This is a genomic window from Agrobacterium sp. CFBP 3001, from assembly GCF_027871605.1.
GTDB classification, from domain to species: Bacteria; Pseudomonadota; Alphaproteobacteria; order Rhizobiales; family Rhizobiaceae; genus Agrobacterium; species Agrobacterium leguminum.
Genome location: NZ_JAQAHD010000001.1, coordinates 284,388 through 303,799 on the forward strand (window position 1 = coordinate 284,388; position 19,412 = coordinate 303,799).

The following is a 19,412-nucleotide window of genomic DNA, read 5'->3' on the forward strand; positions in this document are numbered from 1 at the left end:
ATTGTCATACAATATAAGCATATGCGCTCCAGAAAAGGAGCGCAGAATGACGCCACAATCACTTGAACTTTCGGGCATCGGCAAAGGCTTCGGGGCTGACGATGTTCTGAAAGAGATCGATCTCTCCATCCGTCCCGGAGAGTTTTTGTCTCTCGTCGGCATGTCGGGCTGCGGCAAGTCCACGCTTCTGCGTATCATTGCGGGGCTGGAAACACCGGATCGCGGTTCGGTCTCCATCGGCGATCAGGATGTGACAGAGGTTGATCCGAGCGATCGTAATCTGGCGATGGTTTTCCAGTCCTACGCCCTTTATCCGCATATGAGCGTGCGCCAGAACATTGCCACACCGCTCAGGATGCGGCGTTTGCCCTTTGCCGCCCGCCTGCCGCTGGTCGGACGGTTTGCGGCCCCGGCAGAAACGCTGAGCCAGATCGACGCCGCCGTCGAACAGGCGGCCGAGACGCTACAGATCGCGCATTTGCTGGATCGCAAGCCGGCGCAGCTTTCCGGCGGCCAGCGTCAGCGCGTGGCGCTCGCCCGGGCGCTGGTGCGTTCGCCCGCTGCCTTCCTGATGGACGAGCCGCTCTCCAACCTCGATGCGAAGCTCCGCGCCCACATGCGTGAGGAACTGGCCGGCCTGCACCGTCGGCTGGGGGCGACCTTCATCTATGTCACCCACGACCAGATCGAAGCCATGACCATGTCCGACCGCATCGCGTTGATGTCGGAAGGCCGCATCGAGCAGCTTGGCACGCCGGACGAGCTTTACCGCAAGCCCGCGACGCTGACGGTCGCGCGTTTCATCGGCACGCCATCCATCAACCTGCTGCCGGTCGAAATCGACACGCAGGGTAAAGTCACGGCCTTTGGACGCGATCTTGGCATCGAGGGTGTGGGCCGCGATGCCGGCCCGGCGACGCTCGGCCTTCGTGCCGAAGATTTGCGCCCGGGCGAAGAAGGTTTTGCTGTGCGCGTGGTGCGCAGCGAAACCCACGGCGCCGACCGCTTTGTGAGCTGCCGTCTGCTGAGCGACGAGACGGTCGCCATCACCCTGCGTCAGGGCGCCGGCGATGCCGTGGGAGCGGATATGAATGGCGTAATGAATCTCGGCTTTGCGCCGGAACGCGCGCATCTTTTCGCGGCCGATGGCCTGCGCCGCAAGATCACGGTGCGCGAACGGGTGCCGGCATGACGGCGGTCGATTTTTCCACGGCCGCGCGCGCGAAGGCTCGCCCGCGGCTGTCAAAGGCGGACCGGCGGATGATCTGGCGCGGCCTGATGTTCGCTGCCCCCGCAAGCCTGCTGCTTCTGGCGATCTATATCGTTCCGATGCTCGTTCTGGCCGGTTTTTCCGTCACCGATTACCAGCTCGGTTCGCTCTCCACCCGCTTTGTCGGCCTCGGAAACTTCGTCAAGGCGTTTCAGGATCCGGTCTTCCTGCGCTCTCTGGCCAATACCGCCATCTATGCGCTCATCGTCATTCCCTTCGGTGTGTTTCTGGCGCTCGGCGTGGCTTTGCTCGTTTATAACCGCAAGCGCAGCCGGGCTTTCTGGGAGGTGGCTTATTTCCTCCCCGTCACCGCAACCCTCGTCGCCATGGCGACCGTGTGGCAGTTCCTGCTGCATCCCTCGCTTGGTCCGGTGAATGCGGCGATCAAATGGCTGGGCTTTGAGCCGGTCGCCTTCCTCTCCAATCCCGTCCTCCTCATTCCCACCATGGCGCTGATGGGCGTCTGGCAGATCCTGGGTTTCAACATGGTGCTGTTCCTCGCGGGCCTCACCGCCATTTCGAAGGATCTGCACGAGGCGGCGCGGCTGGATGGCGCCAAGAACCCGATCGACCGCTTCCTGACCGTGACTTGGCCGATGCTTGGGCCGACGACCATGTTCGTGGTGGTCACCACCTCCATCTCGGCCTTCAAGGTGTTCGAGACGGTGGCTGTGCTCACCAAGGGCCGCTTCGGATCTGAAACCCTGCTGTTCGATCTCTATCTCGAAGGTTTCGAATATTCCAACACCGGTTATGCCGCCGCGCTGACGATTATCTTCCTCGCGATCGTGCTGGTCCTGTCTATCGGCCAGACGCTGCACATGGACCGGAAGGTGCACTACTGATGGCCGCACTCCGCAAATATCTCCCACATCTCGTGCTTGCCCTTGGCGCTTTCGTGATGCTCCTGCCGTTCTACTGGATGGTGTTGACCTCGATCCGCTCACCGGCAGAGATTTTCGATGTCTCGCTTTGGCTGATCCCGCAGAAATTCGACGCTGTGGATAATTATGCCAGGGCGGCGGGTCAGGTCCCGATGGCGCGCTTCATGCTCAACGGCGTCATCGTCTGCGTCGGCATTCTCGTCGTGCAGATCCTGACGTCGGTTCCGGCTGCCTATGCGCTGGCGAAGCTCCGGTTCCCCGGTCGCAAGCTGCTGCTGGGCCTCGTCATTGCGGCGCTCTGCGTTCCCATTCAGGCGCTCGCCCTGCCGCTTTTTGTCGGTCTAGCCAAGACGGAACTCCTGAATACCTATTTCGCGATGATGATGCCGTTCTTCCTTTCGGTCTTCGCCATCTTCCTGTTCAATCAGTCCTTCCGCAGCTATCCGAATGAAATCATCGAGGCTGCCCGCATGGATGGGTTCTCGGAAATGGAGATTTGCTGGGGGCTGGTCCTTCGCGGATCGCTGCCTTCGCTCGCCGCTTTCTCGATCTTTTCGCTCGTTGCCCACTGGAACGACCTTTATTGGCCGATGATCGTGGTCTCCGACACCAATCTCGCCCCGCCGCCGCTTGGCATGATGCTCTTCGCCGATGTCGAATCCGGCGCGAATTACGGTGCGCTGATGGCGGGCGCCACACTGATTACCGCGCCGATGGTGCTGTGCTTCCTCCTCGCACGGCGGCACTTCATCGCCGGTATTACCATGACCGGCGTCAAGTGACGCCGTTCAGATTTCCTCCTCCCAACCTCTCTGGAGACTGACATGAAACTCAACCGACGCGCTGTGATAGGCGGTCTGGCTCTCGGCATGGCTTTTGCGGGCCTCGCTCAGCCGGTTCTGGCCAATGAAATCACGCTCAACGTTCTTTACAACCTGCCGGGCTTCACCAAGTTCCATCAGCCGCTGGCCGATGAATTCATGAAGAAGAACCCGGACGTAAAGATCAACTTCCTCGCTCCAGCCGCCGGTTATAATGAAGGCCAGCAGCAGGTTCTGCGTTCCGCTGTCACGGGCAATCTGCCGGACGTTTATTTCTCTGGCTACAACCTGACGGCGGAACTCGTTCACACGCTCGCACCGCGCAACCAGATCACCGATCTTGGCCCGTTCATTCAGGCTGAAGGCGGTCAGGCCTTCCTCGACAAGAACTACAGCCCAAAGATGGCCGCCCTCGGCCAGATCGACGGCAAGCAGTATGGTCTGCCGGTCAACGCGTCCTCGCCGATCATCTACATCAACTCCGACCTCGTCACCAAGGCTGGCGGCGATCCGGACAAGATGCCGACGACCTTTGCGGAGCTCATTGCTCTCGCAAAGAAGATCAAGGCTCTCGATCCCAAGTTCGCCGGCATGAGCTACGACATCAACGGCTGGCCGGATGACTGGTTGTGGCAGGCGCTCATCGTCGAACAGGGCGGCAAGCTCGTTGACGAGAAGGCCAAGACCGTTGGCTTCGATAACGAGATCGGCCTCAACGCCCTGAAGATGACCCGTCAGTTCGTCACCGAAGGCGGCCAGAACCTGCTCGACTGGGATCAGTCGCGCCAGCAGTTCGGTGCAGGCCTCACCGGTTTCATCTTCTCGACGCCTGCCCATGTTCAGACGATCCAGGGTCTGGTCGGCGACCGCTTCAAGCTGAAGACCGCGACCTTCCCGCTCGACAACAAGGAAAAGGGCGGCGTGCCCACCGGCGGCAACTCTGCCGTTATCCTGACGCAGGATAAGGCCAAGCAGGATGCTGCCTGGAAATACCTGAAGTGGATCACCGGTCCGGAAGCACAGAACACCATCGTTCGCATCACCGGCTACCTGCCGACCAACAAGCTGGCAACCGGCCCGGACTTCCTCGCTCCTTATTATGTCGAGAACCCGAATGTGAAGACCGCTTCGCTTCAGGCTGACCGTTCGCTCCCCTGGGCCGGTTATCCGGGTGGCGATTCCGTCCGCATCTGGCGAACCCAGCGCGACATCATTGGCACCGTCATGCGCGGTGAAGTAACGCCGGAAGCCGGTCTCAAGCAGATCGTCGAGCAGACCAACGCCCTGCTGAAATAAGCAAAACCATCGAAAAGGCTGCGGGGAAATCCGTTCCCGCAGCCATTTTGCGCAGAAAGACCTGTTATGAAGATCATCCAGATCACCGACACCCATCTCGTACCCCCCGGCATTGCTGTAAACGGCGTCGACCCGGAAAAGCAGCTGCGCGCGGCGGTGGCCGATATTGTCGAAAAACATGCCGACGCCGATCTTCTTGTGATGACGGGTGATCTTTGCAATTACGGCGAGCCGGAAGCCTATGAGCTGCTTCGCGATATCCTCGCGCCCGTTTCGATCCCCGTTCAGTTGATGCTCGGCAATCACGACCGCCGCCCGGAATTCGTCGCGGCTTTTCCGGAACAGCCGCGTGACGATAACGGCTACATCCAGTCCTTCATCGATACCGAATTCGGTCGGCTGCTGTTTCTCGACAGCCACGAGGCCGATGTGATCGGCGGCATATATGGTGCGGATCGTCTGGCATGGCTGGAGAGTGCGCTGGAAAGCGCGGGCGAATTGCCGGTGACGGTGTTCATTCATCACCCGCCGATGGATTGCGGCATCCGCCATTTCGAACATATCGGCATGCATGATGACGGTGCTGTCATGCGCCGTCTCGCCGCTCATCCGGCCGGTATACGTCATATCATTTTTGGCCATATCCATGTGCCGATGGCAGGCACGACCGCCGAAGGCATCGCCTACAGTTCCGGTCAGGCCTGCGCCCACCGTTTCATCACCGATATCGATGTTGTCGATCCGCTGTGGACGGGCGGTAATCCCTGTTACCGGGTCATAAGCCTCGGCGCATTCGGTCTGCGTGCCTATGATGCGGAAGTGGGGCAGGTTGTGCTCGGTCAGGCGCCTGTCTGCGAAGGCCCCTGACACCGGACGTTTCCGTGTTGCACGGAAATGACCTTCGCCTCGTCGCCTGTTGGCGGTGGTGAGGGAGAGATTTTTGACGATTGCAAGGCTGCGGTGGCGAGAAGACCCCCGTGGCCTGTCGCGCCGATGCGCCACTTCTGGTTTGTTGAACGGGATGTGATGCATCGGAACCATGGTTCCGTGCGCACCCTTGATCTATGTCAGTTTCATCGATGAAACTGCACGCCATAGTCGCCGAAAGGTGGCCAGCCGAATGCCGTGCCATCGTGATGACAGATCATGGAGAATTGCATGCTTGAAAAGCGTATCCGCAACGCGTCCCTCTTGAACAGGATCGTCAGCGCCGAAGAGGCCGCCAGTCTCATTCAGGACGGCATGACGGTGGGCATGAGCGGCTTTACGCGCGCCGGCGAAGCGAAGGCGGTGCCGCTGGCGCTGGCCGAGCGCGCCAAGACGAACCCCATGAAAATCACCCTGATGACCGGCGCCTCGCTCGGCAACGATCTCGACAAGACCATGGTGGAGGCGGGCATGCTGGCGCGTCGCATGCCGTTCCAGTCCGATCCGGCTTTGCGCAGGGCGATCAATGACGGCAAGGTGATGTTCATCGACCAGCACCTTTCCGAAACGGTCGAGCAATTGCGCGGCGGCCAGATCCACGGCGTCGATATCGCCATCGTTGAAGCAGTTGCGATTACGGCAGACGGCGGCATAGTGCCCACCACCTCCGTCGGCAATTCCGCAAGCTTCGCCATTCTGGCGGACAAGGTCATCGTTGAGATCAACCTGTCGCAGCCCGAGGTGCTGGAAGGGCTGCACGACATCTTCATTCCCGCCAAACGCCCGACCCGCATGCCCATCCCTGTCGTGGCGACGGACAGCCGTGTGGGCCTGCCGTTTATTCCGGTGCCGCCTGAAAAGATCGCCGCCATCGTGCTGAGCGACAAGAGCGACAGTTTCTCCACGGTGCTGCCGCCGGATGACGAGACCAAGGCGATTGCCGGCCATCTCACCGAGTTCCTGCTGAACGAGGTGCGTCATGGTCGCATGACCCATGAACTCCAGCCGCTTCAGGCCGGCATCGGCACCATCGCCAATGCGGTGATGCACGGTTTCATCGATACGCCGTTTCACGATCTCAAAATGTATTCGGAGGTCCTGCAGGATTCGACTTTCGAACTGTTTGATGCGGGCAAGCTCACCTTCGCCTCGGGGTCGTCGATCACGCTGTCTTCCGCCATGAACGAGCAGGTGATGCCGCGACTGGCGGAATATAAGAGCAGGCTTATCCTGCGGCCACAGGAGGTCAGCAACCACCCGGAAGTCATCCGCCGCCTTGGCATCATCGGCATCAACACGGCGCTGGAATTCGATATCTACGGAAACGTCAATTCCACCCATGTCGGCGGAACCCATATGATGAACGGCATCGGCGGCTCGGGGGATTTCGCCCGCAACGCCTATATGTCCATCTTCGTCACCAAATCGATCGCCAAGGGCGGGGCCATTTCAAGTGTCGTGCCGATGGTCAGCCATGTCGATCATACCGAACATGATGTCGATATTCTCGTCACCGAAATCGGGCTTGCCGATCTGCGTGGGCTGGCGCCTCGCGAGCGCGCGGCGGTCATCATCGCAAACTGCGTGCATCCTGATTATCGCGATGCGCTGACGGATTATTACCGGCGGGCGGCGGCGCGGGGTGGGCACACGCCGCATCTCATCGAAGAAGCGCTATCCTGGCATGCGGCTCTGCGCGAAAGGGGCACGATGCTGCCGCAGAAATAGGCCTGCATTTTAGAAGGCGCTCCGTTGCCGGTGTGACAGCCGTGCTATTGGGTCCGTTTGGACACACCGGGGCGGAAATTGTCCGCTCCGGTGCTGTGGTTGCTGGCGCGGCGGTTCCGCCTCCGGTAGAAAATCCTCTCCCCCGGCTGCTGTCTGGCTGCCTCTGGGTTGTAGGAGAGTAACGTGATGCCCATTCGCTTCGTGGCCATGATCGCCATTGTTGCCCTGCTCGCCGGCTGCGGGGGGCGTCCGATTGGGGTCATGACGCCGACGGGGCAGACCGTGGCGGGAACCACGCCGGTCAACCTTCTGGTCGCCACCACCCGCGCGCCATCGGAAAACGCCGCCGTGCTTTTTGGCGGCGAGCGTGGAACGGGTCTGAAGGTGGATGCGGTGACGGTTTCCATTCCGCCCAATGCCAACCGCAAGGTCGGGCAGGTGCAATGGCCGAAGAAACTGCCGCCGAACCCGCTGAAGGATTTTACAACGGTGGCGGTGGAGCCCATTCGCTCCGAAGCCGAGACACGAAGCTGGATCGGCAAACATATCCAGAAGGACCGCCGCGTGCTGGTCTTCGTGCATGGTTTCAATAACCGTTACGAAGAATCCGTCTATCGCTTCGCCCAGATCGTCCATGATTCCGGCACGGATGTCGTGCCGGTGGTCTTCACCTGGCCGTCGCGGGCGAGCATTTTCGACTATAATTACGACAAGGAAAGCACCAACTACTCGCGCGATGCGCTGGAAGAGATGCTGACCCGCCTCGCGAAGGACAAGTCCATCGGCGAGGTCACGGTCATGGCCCATTCCATGGGCACCTGGCTTGCGGTGGAGGCGCTGCGCCAGATGGCCATTCGCAATGGCCGTGTCGATCCGAAGATCGGCAATGTCATTCTCGCCGCACCCGATCTCGATGTCGACGTGTTCAGCCGGCAATTCGCAAGCCTCGGCAAAACGCCGCCGAAATTCACTCTGTTCGTTTCGCAGGATGATCGCGCTCTCAGCCTGTCACGCCGCATTTCCGGCAACGTCGATCGTCTCGGCCAGATCGACCCATCCGTCGAGCCCTATCGCAGCGAGCTTGAAAAAGCCGGTATCACCGTTCTGGATTTGACCAAGCTGCAATCCGGCGACCGCCTGAACCATGGAAAATTCGCCGAAAGCCCCGAGGTTGTCCGGCTTATCGGCGACCGCCTTATCGCCGGGCAGACGGTAACGGATTCCGATGTCGGTCTGGGGGAGGCGCTGGGTGCTGTCAGCATCGGGGCGGCGCAAACCGTCGGAACGGCGGCCAGCGTCGTGGTCAGCGCCCCCATTGCGGTCTTCGATCCGCGCACGCGTGAAAATTACGGCAGGCAGGTGGAACGGCTCGGCCGCTCCGTGGAAAATACCGTCGGATCGGTAGGCGATACGGCGGGTTCCGTGGTGGACGATCAGGCTGTTCAGTCATCGAGAGTGAATTGCGAGGCGACCGCCAATCGAAACCGCGCAGAGTGCCGTAACCGATAGATCAAAGATCAAAAGCGAGATGGTGAAACCGTAAGCGATTTTCACCATCTCGCCTTCGCAGATTTGTATACAGCTTGTATTTTTATCTGTATGGTCGGGTCAATAACCCAACTTCCGGAGTAGACCCCCATGCGTTGGAAACGCACCCTCCAGCTTCTCGATGTCCATTGCGAAGGCGAAATCGGCCGTGTCGTCACCGGCGGCGCGCCGAAAATTCCCGGTAACACGGTGGCCGAACAGCTTCACTGGATGAATACCGATCCGCAGGGTGAGGCGCTTCGTCGCTTTCTGACACTGGAGCCGCGCGGCACGCCGATGGGGTCGGTCAATCTTCTCCTGCCGCCGAAGCACCCGGATGCGCACGCCGCTTTCGTCATTCTCCAGCCGGATCAGGCGCATGCCAGCTCCGGTTCCAATTCCATCTGCGCGACGACGGCGCTGCTGGAAAGCGGCACGGTGGAAATGCAGGAGCCGGAAACCGTCATCATCCTCGAAACGGCCGCCGGTCTGGTCAAGGCAACGGCTACCTGCCACGACGGTCGTTGCGAAAAGGTCAAGCTGACCATGGTGCCGTCCTTCGTGCATGAGCTGGATGTCAGCATCGACACGCCCGAATGGGGCAGGGTGACGATGGATATTTCCTATGGCGGCATCTTTTATGCGCTCGTCGATGTCCGCCAGATCGGCCTGACGATCGAAAAGGCCAATGCGGCCAAACTGGTCTCGGCGGGCATGATCCTGAAGGATCTGGTCAACCGTGAAATGACCGCCGTTCATCCGGAAATCCCGGCCATTTCCGGTGTCGCCTATGTCATGTTCCGCGATGTGGATGCGGATGGCTCCATCCGCACCTGCACCACCATGTGGCCGGGCCGGGCGGATCGCTCGCCCTGTGGCACCGGCAATTCGGCCAATCTCGCCACGCTATATGCGCGCGGCAAGGTGAAGGTGGGAGACGAGTATAAATCCCGCTCGATCATCGGTTCGGAATTCGATGTCGGCCTTTCCACCGTCACCGAGGTGGCCGGCCGCCCGGCTGTCATCCCCACCATTGCCGGACGCGGCTTCACCTTCGGCCTGCATCAGGTGGGTCTCGATCCCTTTGATCCGCTGGCCGATGGTTTCGCCATGACCGATGTCTGGGGTCCGGAAGCGGGCAACATCTGAGCGCGCTTTAAAAAAATGACATTTACGGCTGCCTGATCGTGTCGGGCGGCTGTTTTCCCGCGACAAAAGATGCTAAGCGGGCGCAATTCCATCATGCTCCGAGGTATCCCGATGAAGTCGCTCACCCTGCGCCGCCCTGATGACTGGCACCTGCACCTGCGTGATGGGGCAATGCTGGAAGGGGTGATCGGGGATACGAGCCGCCATTTCGCCCGCGCCATCATCATGCCGAACCTGGTGCCGCCGGTCGTCACCACGGCCGATGCCCGCGCCTATCGCGAACGCATCGTCAAGGCCATTCCCGCGGGTGACCGTTTCGAGCCGCTGATGACCCTCTATCTCACCGAGGACACGCAGGCCGACGATGTGGAAGAGGGCAAAAAAAGCGGTCTCATCACGGCCGTAAAGCTCTACCCGGCCGGTGCGACCACCAATTCCCACGGCGGTGTGCGCGATTTCAACAAGGCCATGCCGGTTCTGGAGCGCATGGCGAAGATCGGCCTGCCGCTCTGCGTGCATGGTGAGGTCACGACGCCGGAAGTCGATATTTTCGACCGCGAGAAGGTGTTCATCGATACGGTTCTGGAGCCTCTGCGCCAGCGCCTGCCGGAACTCAAGGTAACGATGGAGCACATCACCACCCGTGACGGCGTGGACTATATCAAGTCGTCCAAGGCCAACATCGCCGGCTCCATCACCACCCATCACCTCATCATCAACCGCAATGCCATCCTGGTCGGCGGTATCAAGCCGCATTATTATTGCCTGCCCGTCGCCAAGCGCGAAGAACACCGGCTGGCGCTGCGGGCTGCCGCGACTTCGGGCGATGCACGCTTCTTCCTCGGCACGGATTCCGCCCCGCATGTGGACCCGCTGAAGGAATGCGCCTGCGGCTGCGCCGGCATCTATACCTCGATCAACACCATGAGCTGTCTCGCCCACGTCTTCGAGGATGAAAACGCCCTCGAAAGGCTGGAAGCCTTCGCTTCGCTTAACGGCCCGGCCTGGTACGGGCTGGCCCCGAACGAGGAGACGATCACGCTGGTCAAGCGCGAGGAAGCGGTGGCCTTTCCTGAAAAAATCGAGACGGGCGCCGGGCCGGTCACCGTGTTCGATCCGATGTTCCCGCTCCATTGGGATGTGAGTTGATTTTTTAACCGCCGGCACTGCCGGCGGTTTTGTTATGGTCCCCAGGCATTCGCCCTTCGGCGCCGCCTGCGGATGCCTGCAATGCTGAACCGAGACGTTGTGCTTTCCGAAAACCGATCCGGGTTTTCGGAGCGATAAACCAAGGCCGAAAAAGGAGAACGCCTATGAACCATTTCACATTCACTGACCGCGCCGTCGTTGCGGAACTGGTTGCGAAGATGTTGTGGGAAATCAAGGCGGTCCATTTTAATTCGGAAAGCCCCTACACCTTCGCTTCGGGCATGAAGAGCCCGGTTTACATCGACATGCGCAAGCTCATCTCCTTCCCGCGCATCCGCTCGGCGGCGATGGATTTTGCGGCGGCGGCGGTGATGCGCGAGGCCGGTTTCGAGAAGTTTGACTGTGTGGCAGGTGGTGAAACGGCGGGCATTCCCTTTGCCGCTTTCCTTGCCGAGCGCCTCGGCCTGCCGATGATCTATTGCCGCAAGAAGCCGAAAGGCCATGGCCGCAACGCTCAGATCGAAGGCCATATGCCGGAGGGAGCCCGCGTTCTTGTCATCGAGGATCTGACGACGGCCGGCGGCTCGATGTTCACCTTCATCGACGCCATCCGAGCGGCGGGCGGCATTGTCGATCACGGCATCGCGCTGTTCTATTACGGCATCTTCGAAGAGGCCGAAGCGCGCTTCGCCAATGGCAATGTCAAGCTGCATTACCTGACCACCTGGCGCGATGTTCTGGCGGTTGCCCGGGCTGAAAAACTGTTCGACGAAAAGACCCTCTCGGAGGTCGAAGCCTTCCTCGATAACCCGCTGCCATGGTCGGCAAAACGCGGCGGTGTCAGCGAATTGCCGCAATCTTAATTTCGGATGCGGCCAGCCCGGTTTTGCGGCTGGCCTTCCGATCGATCTTCGTCTAAATCGATTTAAGTCCATTTGATTTGCTGTTTTGAGGAGGACCGTAATGATCCTGTGTTGTGGTGAAGCCCTGATCGACATGCTGCCCCGGCAGACGACGCTGGGTGAGGCGGGTTTTGCCCCCTATGCAGGCGGAGCGGTCTTCAACACGGCGATTGCGCTTGGGCGTCTCGGCGTTCCATCCGCCTTCTTCACGGGTCTTTCCGATGACATGATGGGCGATATCCTGCGGGAAACCCTGCGCGCCAGCAATGTCGACTTCAGCTATTGCGCCACCCTTTCGCGGCCGACCACCATCGCCTTCGTGAAGCTGGTGGATGGCCATGCGACCTATGCCTTCTATGACGAGAACACCGCCGGCCGGATGATCACCGAAGCGGAGCTTCCGGCACTGGGCGCCGATTGCGAGGCGCTGCATTTCGGTGCGATCAGCCTTATCCCGGAGCCTTGCGGCAGCACCTATGAGGCGCTGATGACGCGCGAGCACGAAAGCCGTGTCATCTCGCTCGATCCCAATATCCGCCCCGGTTTCATCAAGGACAAGCAGTCCCACATGGCCCGCATCCGCCGCATGGCGGCCATGTCGGATATCGTGAAATTCTCGGATGAGGACCTTGCCTGGTTCGGGCTGGAAGGTGATGAGGATACGCTTGCCCGCCACTGGCTGCATCACGGCGCGAAACTCGTCGTCGTCACCCGTGGCGCCAAGGGCGCGGTGGGGTATAGCGCCAATCTCAAGGTTGAAGTGGCCTCCGAGCGGGTGGAAGTGGTCGACACTGTCGGCGCGGGTGACACCTTCGATGCCGGCATTCTTGCCTCGCTGAAAATGCAGGGTCTGCTGACCAAGGCGCAGGTTGCCTCGCTGACGGAAGACCAGATCAGGAAGGCTCTGGCGCTCGGCGCGAAAGCGGCCGCTGTCACCGTTTCGCGGGCCGGCGCGAATCCACCCTTTGCGCATGAAATCGGTTTGTGATGAGCGCGGTTGAACCATTTTGAAAAGGTGGTTCAACACTCTTCGCGGCTTTAGAACCGTAAAAAACCGTTATTTCGATATTATGAAGCTTGTGTCCGCTGTTTTTTCACGAAACAAGCATCGCATGAGCCCTCCCAAGTCCCATCCTTTCGATTTTGACCCGACCTATGGCATGCAACGCGAGCAGCTGCTGGCCATCACCCCGCCCGAAGCGCCGCCGGGCTTTGATGATTTCTGGAAAAAGCGCTATCGCCGCGCGCTCGCCACGGATCCCCGGCCGGTGCTGCGCAAGAGCAGGCTCACCGACCCCCGCTGGCATGTCCTCGATATGACCTACACCTCCACCGGCGGTTTTCGCATCGGCGGGTGGCTGCTTTTGCCGCGCGAAGGGCAGGTGCGCCGTGGCCTCGTTGTCGGCCATGGTTATGGCGGGCGAGGGGAACCCGATTTCGACGTGCCGGTGGAAGAAACGGCCGTGCTGTTTCCCTGTTTTCGCGGGCTGTCGCTGAGCGCTTGTCCGCCGATCTCGTCCGACCCGTCGCTTCATGTTCTCTATAATATCGACAGGAAAGACGATTACATCATCGGCGGCTGCGTCGACGATCTATGGGTTGCCGTTTCCACACTCATCAGCCTCTATCCGTGGCTGGAAGGGCAGGTGGGTTATAGCGGCATCAGTTTCGGTGGCGGCATCGGTGCACTGGCCATCCCTTTCGACGAGCGCATAGACCGTGGTCATCTTGTCGTGCCGACATTCGGACACCGGCCGTTCTGGCTGACGCTGCCGACCGTTGGCAGTGCGGATGCGGTTCAGACCTATCAGAAGACCCATGCCAATGTGCTTGAGACGCTGCGCCTGTTCGATGCCGCCTGTGCCGCCACCCGCATAAAAGTGCCGATGCTGGTCGCACCCGCGCTTTTCGATCCGGCGGTCGCGCCGCCCTGCCAGTTCGCGGTGGCCAATGCGCTGCCGAAATCAAAATTTAATGAAATATTCATCCTCGACGCCGGGCATTTCGATTACCCTGACAGCGCATCGCAAGATGCGGTCCATAAGGACAAGGTCAGACGGTTTTTCAAGGTGCCATGAAACGCGAATATCTCCGCTGGTATAGTCAAAGGCTCCATCGCGACATGGAGCTGTTAATATTCGGACATTCCGGCGCCAGGGTGCTGATGTTTCCCACCCGCGACGGGCGTTTCTTCGAATATGAGGAACTGGGTCTTGTCGGCAGTCTGGCCGACAAGCTGGAGGCGGGCCACCTTCAGCTTTATTGCATAGAGGGGCTTGCCAGAGAGACCTTCTACGCGGCCGGGCATCATCCCGCCGATCGCATTCGCCGCCATGCCGCCTTCGAAGAGTATATTCTGAACGAAGTGCTGCCACTGATGGCCGAGAAAAACCCTAATAGCGATACGATCGTGCAGGGTTGCAGCCTGGGTGCGTTTCAGGCCGCCAGTCTCGTTTTTCGCCACCCGCATCTTTTTCGCAAGCTCGTCGCCTTTTCCGGCCGTTACGATCTGACGATGAAGGTGGAATTCTTCGGCGATCTGTTCGATGGCTATTACGACGACGATATCTATTTCCACATGCCGAGCCATTTCCTGCCGGGCCTCGCATGCCCGTGGCGGCTTGAACACCTGCGCCGCATCGACATGGTTTTCACCATCGGCGATGCTGACCCGTTTCTGGGCAACAACCATCATCTGAGCCGGGTTCTGTCGGAGAAGCATGTGGGGCATCAAATGCATGTCTGGGATGGCCGCGCCCACCGGGCGGGCGCGTGGCGCAAGATGGCGGCGCTTTATATTTAAGGCCGCCGCATAAAAAAAGCCGGAGGTGTCTCCGGCTTTTTAGATTACGGTCCTAACGTCACTCAGCCTGCCAGACCGGCCAGCGCCTTCACCAGTCCCTGCGTCGAGCTGTCATGGCTGGCAGCGCTTTCCTTGCCTTCCACGACCGGCAGCAGGCCGGTCGCCAGTTCCTTGCCCAGCTCCACGCCCCATTGGTCGAAGGAGTTGATGCGGAACAGCACGCCTTCGACGAAAACGCGGTGCTCGTAGAGCGCGATCAGACGGCCAAGCGCGAACGGCGTCAGCTTGTCGTAAACGAAGGTGATGGAGGGGCGGTTGCCGGTGAAGACACGATGCGGCGCGATGAAATCGGCGAGTTTGTCTTCCATGCCCTTGGAGGTGAGCTGGGCTTTTGCCTCAGCCAGCGTGCGGCCCTTCATCAGCGCTTCCGATTGCGCCAGGCAATTGGCAATGAGAAGCTGGTGCTGGTGGCGCAGTTCGGGCTCGAAACCGTTGGCGGCGATCATGAATTCGGCCGGAATGACGCTCGTGCCCTGGTGGATGAGCTGGTAGAAGGCGTGCTGGCCATTGGTGCCGGGCTCGCCCCAGACGACCGGGCCGGACTGGCCTTCGACGGGCGTGCCGTCGATAGTGACGCCCTTGCCGTTCGATTCCATGTCGAGCTGCTGCAGATAAGCCGGGAAACGCGACAGACGCTGGTCATAGGGCAGGATCGCCCGGGTCGGATAATTCAGCACGTTGCGGTTATAAAAGCCGATGAGGCCGAGCAGCATCGGCAGGTTTTCACGGATCGGCGCTTCGCGGAAGTGCCTGTCCATGGCATGCGCGCCATCCAGGAACTTGCCGAAATTATCCGGCCCGATGGCGATCATCAGCGGCAGGCCGATGGCCGACCAGATCGAATAACGTCCGCCAACCCAGTCCCAGAAACCGAAGATGCGGTCGCTTTCGATGCCGAAGGCGGCAACCTTGTCCAGCGCGGTGGAAACGGCGGCGAAGTGATGCTTGACAGCTGCCTCACCCAGTTTCTCGGCGATGAAGCGGCGCGCAGTGGCGGCATTCGTCATCGTCTCGATGGTGGTGAAGGTCTTCGACGCGACGATGAACAGCGAGGTTTCCGGGTCGATAAGCTTCAGAGTATCGGCGATATGGGCGCCATCGATGTTCGAGACGAAATGCGCACGCGGGCCGTCATGGAAAGGCGCAAGCGCCAGCGTCGCCATCACGGGGCCGAGGTCGGAACCGCCAATGCCGATATTGATGACGTCGGTAATCTTCTTACCGGTCGCACCCTTCAGCGAACCGGAACGGATCGCCTCGGCAAACTTGCCCATGGCGGTGAGAACGGCGTTCACGTCAGGCATCACATCCTTGCCGTCCACGAGAACCGGCGTATTGGAGCGATTGCGCAGTGCGGTGTGCAGCACGGCGCGGTCTTCGGTGAAGTTGATCGCCTTGCCCGAGAACATCTCCTCGCGCTTGGCCTCGACGCCACCTTCGCGTGCGAGCTGTTCGAGAAGCGTGACGATCTCCTCATTCACGGCGCATTTGGAATAGTCCATCAGCAGGTCATCGAATTTGGCGCTGAAACGGCTGAATCTCTTGTCGTCGGCCGCAAAGGCGGCGCGAAGATCGGTTGCGGCTGTGCTGCTCGCCGTTGCTTTCAGTTTTTCGATGGTGGCCTGCATCTTGTGCTCCTCGGCTTCCGTGGAAGGATGAGGAAACTATTCTTTTTCAGGCGGCCAAATCAAGGCGACTTTGATAAAAGAAAAGGGCCGGGACGAAAGAAAGAGCCGGTCGCCCGGCTCTCCCCATTGCGCGAGACAATCAGTTCAGATTGCGCAATTCGCGCCGCAAGATTTTGCCGACATTCGATTTCGGCAACTCGGTGCGGAACTCGATGATTTTCGGCCTTTTGTAGTTCGTCAGGTTCTTGGCGCAAAAGGCCTTGAGCTCCGCTTCCGTGAGCGACTGGTCCTTCTTGACCACGAAAAGCTTGACGGTTTCGCCGGAATGTTCATCCGGAACACCGATTGCGGCGCATTCCAGCACGCCCGGATGGCTGGCGGCCACTTCTTCCACCTCGTTCGGATAGACGTTGAAACCGGAAACGAGGATCATGTCCTTCTTGCGATCAACGATCTTGGTGTAACCGCGCTCGTCCATGAAACCCATGTCGCCGGAACGGAAGAAGCCGTCGGCGGTCATGGCTTTTGCGGTTTCATCCGGCCGCTGCCAATAGCCGGCCATGACCTGCGGCCCGCGAATGCAGATCTCGCCGACTTCGCCTGTCGGCAGGCTGTTGCCGTCCTCATCGCGAATATCGATTTCCGTCGAGGAGATGGGCAGGCCGATGGTGCCGCTGAATTCCGTGGAATCGAGGCGGTTGACGGTGGCGACCGGGGATGTCTCGGAGAGGCCGTAGCCTTCTGCAATCGGGCAACCGACGATCGAAAGCCAGCGTTCCGCCACGGGCCTTTGCACCGCCATGCCGCCGCCGAGAACCAGAATAAGCGACGACAGATCGAGCTTGCGGAAATCCTCATTGTTCATCAGCGCGTTGAAAAGCGTGTTGATGCCAGGGAAAACATGCGGCTGATAATGCGTCAGCTCCTTCACGAAGCCGGGAATGTCGCGCGGATTGGCGATCAGCAGATTATGACCGCCGAGCGCAATGCCCATCAGCGAATTCACCGTCAATGCGAAGATGTGGCAGAGCGGCAGCGCGCAGATGAAGTTGAGAACTTCCGGACGGTCCTTTCGGCCATTGAAAGCGGCGTCCAGCCACAGGCTGATCTGAAGCTTGTTGGCCAGAAGATTGGCATGGGTGAGAACCGCACCCTTGGACACACCGGTTGTGCCGCCGGTATATTGCAGGAAGGCGATGTCCTGCGCCGTGAGGCTGATCGGCTTCAGCGAAAATCCCAGACCTTCCTTCAGCATGGCCTTGAAGCTGATGGAGCCGGGAATGGTATAGGCGGGCACCAGTTTCTTGACCTTGCGAACCACCAGATTGACGATATGTCCCTTCCGGCCGAGGAGATCGCCCATCGCCGCGACGACCACATGCCGCACCGCGGTTTTCGGCACCGCCTGCTGTGCCACATGGGCGAAGTTTTCCAGAACGAAGATCGCCTTTGCGCCGGAATCCTTGAGCTGATGTTCCAGCTCCCGCGGTGTGTAGAGCGGATTGACATTGACCACGATCATGCCCGCCCGCAGGATCCCGTATACCGCGACGGGATTTTGCAGGATATTCGGCATCATCACGGCAACCCGGTCGCCTTTTTCCAGCCCTCTGGATTGCAGCCAGGCAGCGACCGCGCGGGTTTCAGCGTCCAGTTCCCGATAGGTCAGGGACTTTCCCATGCTGGAAAAGGCCTTGCGGTCGGCAAATTGCGCACAGCTCTTTTCGAGAAGTTCGACAAGGGAGGCATGGGCGGATGCGGGGATTTCGGAAGGTACGCCCGGCGGATAGGATGCCAGCCAACGCTTCTCTGCGCTGACATTTTCCGGGTGTCCCAGGGACAGTTCACTCATGCTTCTCCTCCCAGAGTCTTTGTCGCGCCGCGCATTCCTTGAAACGCATGAAGGGCGCTTTCGGCTGCCTGATGTTCACGAAGCTCCCGCATTCAGCCGGCTCAATCGGCCGGGTTGAGGGAACCTCATGTGGCGTCACCGGATCGACCGCTCCTCTCGCTCCCCGGTGACGAATGATAGACGCCTAATCCCTTGACGTCTATCTCGTCGGCAAAACCTATTTAACTCTAACGTAAACGTCAATATTGCTGCCGCACATCTCGCCAACTCGTGAAGGGAAAAGCATTTTGCCCGGCTTTTTTGACTTTAATCCTGATTTGAGCGATCAACATAATTCGCAAAGCAGGGCAGGATTGGAAATGGCAGGCAGGGCAGCGCTTGAACTGAAATCGGTCGGGAAGAGATTCGGCGAGACGGAAGTGCTGTCCGATATCGATCTTTCCGTTGAACGCGGCGAAATCATTTGTCTGGTAGGGCGCTCCGGCTGTGGAAAGTCGACCCTGCTGCGCATCGTGGCGGGCGTGGAGACGCCGGACCATGGCAGCGTTTCCCTGAACGGCGCTGTCGTTGCCGGCCCCGCTGTTTTCATCGAGCCGGAAAAGCGCAATATCGGTTTTGTCTTTCAGGATTATGCGCTGTTTCCGCATCTGACCGTCGAGCAGAATGTCATGTTCGGTCTTCGATCTCTGCCGAAGGTGGAAGCCCGCCGCCGCGCTGCCGAGATGATAGAACATGTTCACCTGCAGGAATTGGCGAAACGTTATCCGCATACGCTTTCTGGCGGCGAGCAGCAGCGTGTGGCGCTCGCCCGCGCGCTTGCCCCGCAGCCCGGCCTGCTCCTTATGGACGAGCCCTTTTCCAATCTGGACAGGGGATTGCGCGACAGCGTGCGCGAGGAAACGCTCGGCCTGTTGCGGCAACTGGGCACGACGGCGATCATGGTGACGCATGATCCGGAAGAGGCGCTTTCGGCAGGTGACCGTGTGGTTCTGATGCAGCGCGGGCGCATCGTGCAGAGCGGCACGGGTTACGAAATCCACGATCATCCCAAGACCCGTTATGCCGCCGATTTTTTCTGCGCCTTCAACAAAATCGAAGGCCGGGTAAAACAGGGAAGAGTCGAAACGCCGCTCGGGCTTCTGGGCGATGCGTCCGATCTGCCTGACGGTCTCGCCGCCGTTGCCTATGTTCGCCCAAATGCGATTTCGATCATCGAGGACGGTGCGGCGAAAGAAGGAATTGCCGGCGAAATATCGAGCCGTGTCTTCCTCGGGGAAATCGAGCAGCTTGGCATAGCCGTGCCCGGACTGTCGGCCGATCTGCGTGTGAGGACAATGCAGCGCACACCCGCACGGACGACAGCGGTGCGCTTCGGTATCGACCCCAAGGGAGTGCTGATATTTACTGCAAGTTGAG

Annotated in this window: 16 protein-coding genes; 14 read left to right on the plus strand and 2 right to left on the minus strand. The window is 59.9% G+C overall.

Annotation, left to right across the window (positions count from 1 at the left end; genetic code table 11):
• Positions 1–46: 46 nt before the first annotated feature.
• From PH605_RS01430 to PH605_RS01490, 13 genes are all read left to right on the plus strand, one after another.
• Positions 47–1,192, plus strand: a complete 1,146-nt coding sequence (locus PH605_RS01430) for an ABC transporter ATP-binding protein (RefSeq protein ID WP_161987696.1) — start codon at positions 47–49, stop codon at positions 1,190–1,192.
• On the plus strand, positions 1,189–2,115 hold the full coding sequence (locus tag PH605_RS01435; protein ID WP_003520025.1) for a carbohydrate ABC transporter permease: 927 nt from the start codon (positions 1,189–1,191) through the stop codon (positions 2,113–2,115). Before PH605_RS01430 ends, PH605_RS01435 begins: the two co-directional genes overlap by 4 nt.
• Entirely contained in the window at positions 2,115–2,936 is an 822-nt protein-coding gene (locus PH605_RS01440; protein ID WP_142844070.1) for a carbohydrate ABC transporter permease, read from the plus strand. Before PH605_RS01435 ends, PH605_RS01440 begins: the two co-directional genes overlap by 1 nt.
• 42 nt (positions 2,937–2,978) lie before the next feature.
• Complete coding sequence (locus tag PH605_RS01445) at positions 2,979–4,271, plus strand: ABC transporter substrate-binding protein (protein WP_142844069.1); 1,293 nt, start codon at positions 2,979–2,981, stop codon at positions 4,269–4,271.
• 66 nt (positions 4,272–4,337) lie between these two features.
• The gene (locus PH605_RS01450) at positions 4,338–5,138 is read left to right on the plus strand and encodes a phosphodiesterase (protein WP_142844068.1); all 801 of its coding nucleotides are present in this window, start codon (positions 4,338–4,340) and stop codon (positions 5,136–5,138) included.
• A 291-nt stretch (positions 5,139–5,429) separates the two neighbouring features.
• Complete coding sequence (locus PH605_RS01455; RefSeq protein WP_142844067.1) at positions 5,430–6,926, plus strand: acetyl-CoA hydrolase/transferase family protein; 1,497 nt, start codon at positions 5,430–5,432, stop codon at positions 6,924–6,926.
• A 186-nt stretch (positions 6,927–7,112) separates the two neighbouring features.
• Entirely contained in the window at positions 7,113–8,435 is a 1,323-nt protein-coding gene (locus PH605_RS01460) for an alpha/beta hydrolase (RefSeq protein ID WP_142844277.1), read from the plus strand.
• A gap of 129 nt (positions 8,436–8,564) precedes the next feature.
• On the plus strand, positions 8,565–9,602 hold the full coding sequence (locus PH605_RS01465) for a 4-hydroxyproline epimerase (protein WP_142844066.1): 1,038 nt from the start codon (positions 8,565–8,567) through the stop codon (positions 9,600–9,602).
• Between the two features lie 111 nt (positions 9,603–9,713).
• On the plus strand, positions 9,714–10,751 hold the full coding sequence (pyrC, locus tag PH605_RS01470) for a dihydroorotase (RefSeq protein WP_142844065.1): 1,038 nt from the start codon (positions 9,714–9,716) through the stop codon (positions 10,749–10,751).
• A 164-nt stretch (positions 10,752–10,915) separates the two neighbouring features.
• Positions 10,916–11,614, plus strand: a complete 699-nt coding sequence (locus PH605_RS01475) for an orotate phosphoribosyltransferase (protein WP_003520012.1) — start codon at positions 10,916–10,918, stop codon at positions 11,612–11,614.
• A gap of 100 nt (positions 11,615–11,714) precedes the next feature.
• A complete protein-coding gene (locus PH605_RS01480; RefSeq protein ID WP_003520009.1) occupies positions 11,715–12,641 on the plus strand; it encodes a carbohydrate kinase family protein in 927 nt (308 codons plus the stop codon).
• A 124-nt stretch (positions 12,642–12,765) separates the two neighbouring features.
• The gene (locus PH605_RS01485) at positions 12,766–13,731 is read left to right on the plus strand and encodes an acetylxylan esterase (RefSeq protein ID WP_142844064.1); all 966 of its coding nucleotides are present in this window, start codon (positions 12,766–12,768) and stop codon (positions 13,729–13,731) included.
• Complete coding sequence (locus tag PH605_RS01490; protein WP_125145244.1) at positions 13,728–14,456, plus strand: esterase family protein; 729 nt, start codon at positions 13,728–13,730, stop codon at positions 14,454–14,456. The genes PH605_RS01485 and PH605_RS01490 overlap by 4 nt, the downstream gene beginning before the upstream one ends.
• A gap of 62 nt (positions 14,457–14,518) precedes the next feature.
• Here PH605_RS01490 and pgi read toward each other — a convergent pair whose 3' ends face one another.
• Entirely contained in the window at positions 14,519–16,144 is a 1,626-nt protein-coding gene (pgi, locus tag PH605_RS01495; protein WP_142844063.1) for a glucose-6-phosphate isomerase, read from the minus strand.
• A 139-nt stretch (positions 16,145–16,283) separates the two neighbouring features.
• Positions 16,284–17,996 (minus strand): long-chain fatty acid--CoA ligase, encoded by a 1,713-nt coding sequence (locus PH605_RS01500; RefSeq protein WP_142844062.1) that lies wholly within the window; start codon positions 17,994–17,996, stop codon positions 16,284–16,286.
• Positions 17,997–18,355: 359 nt separating this feature from the next.
• On the opposite strand from PH605_RS01500, the gene PH605_RS01505 reads away from it, so the two are divergent.
• Complete coding sequence (locus tag PH605_RS01505) at positions 18,356–19,411, plus strand: ABC transporter ATP-binding protein (RefSeq protein ID WP_142844061.1); 1,056 nt, start codon at positions 18,356–18,358, stop codon at positions 19,409–19,411.
• The last annotated feature ends 1 nt before the right edge of the window (position 19,412 follow it).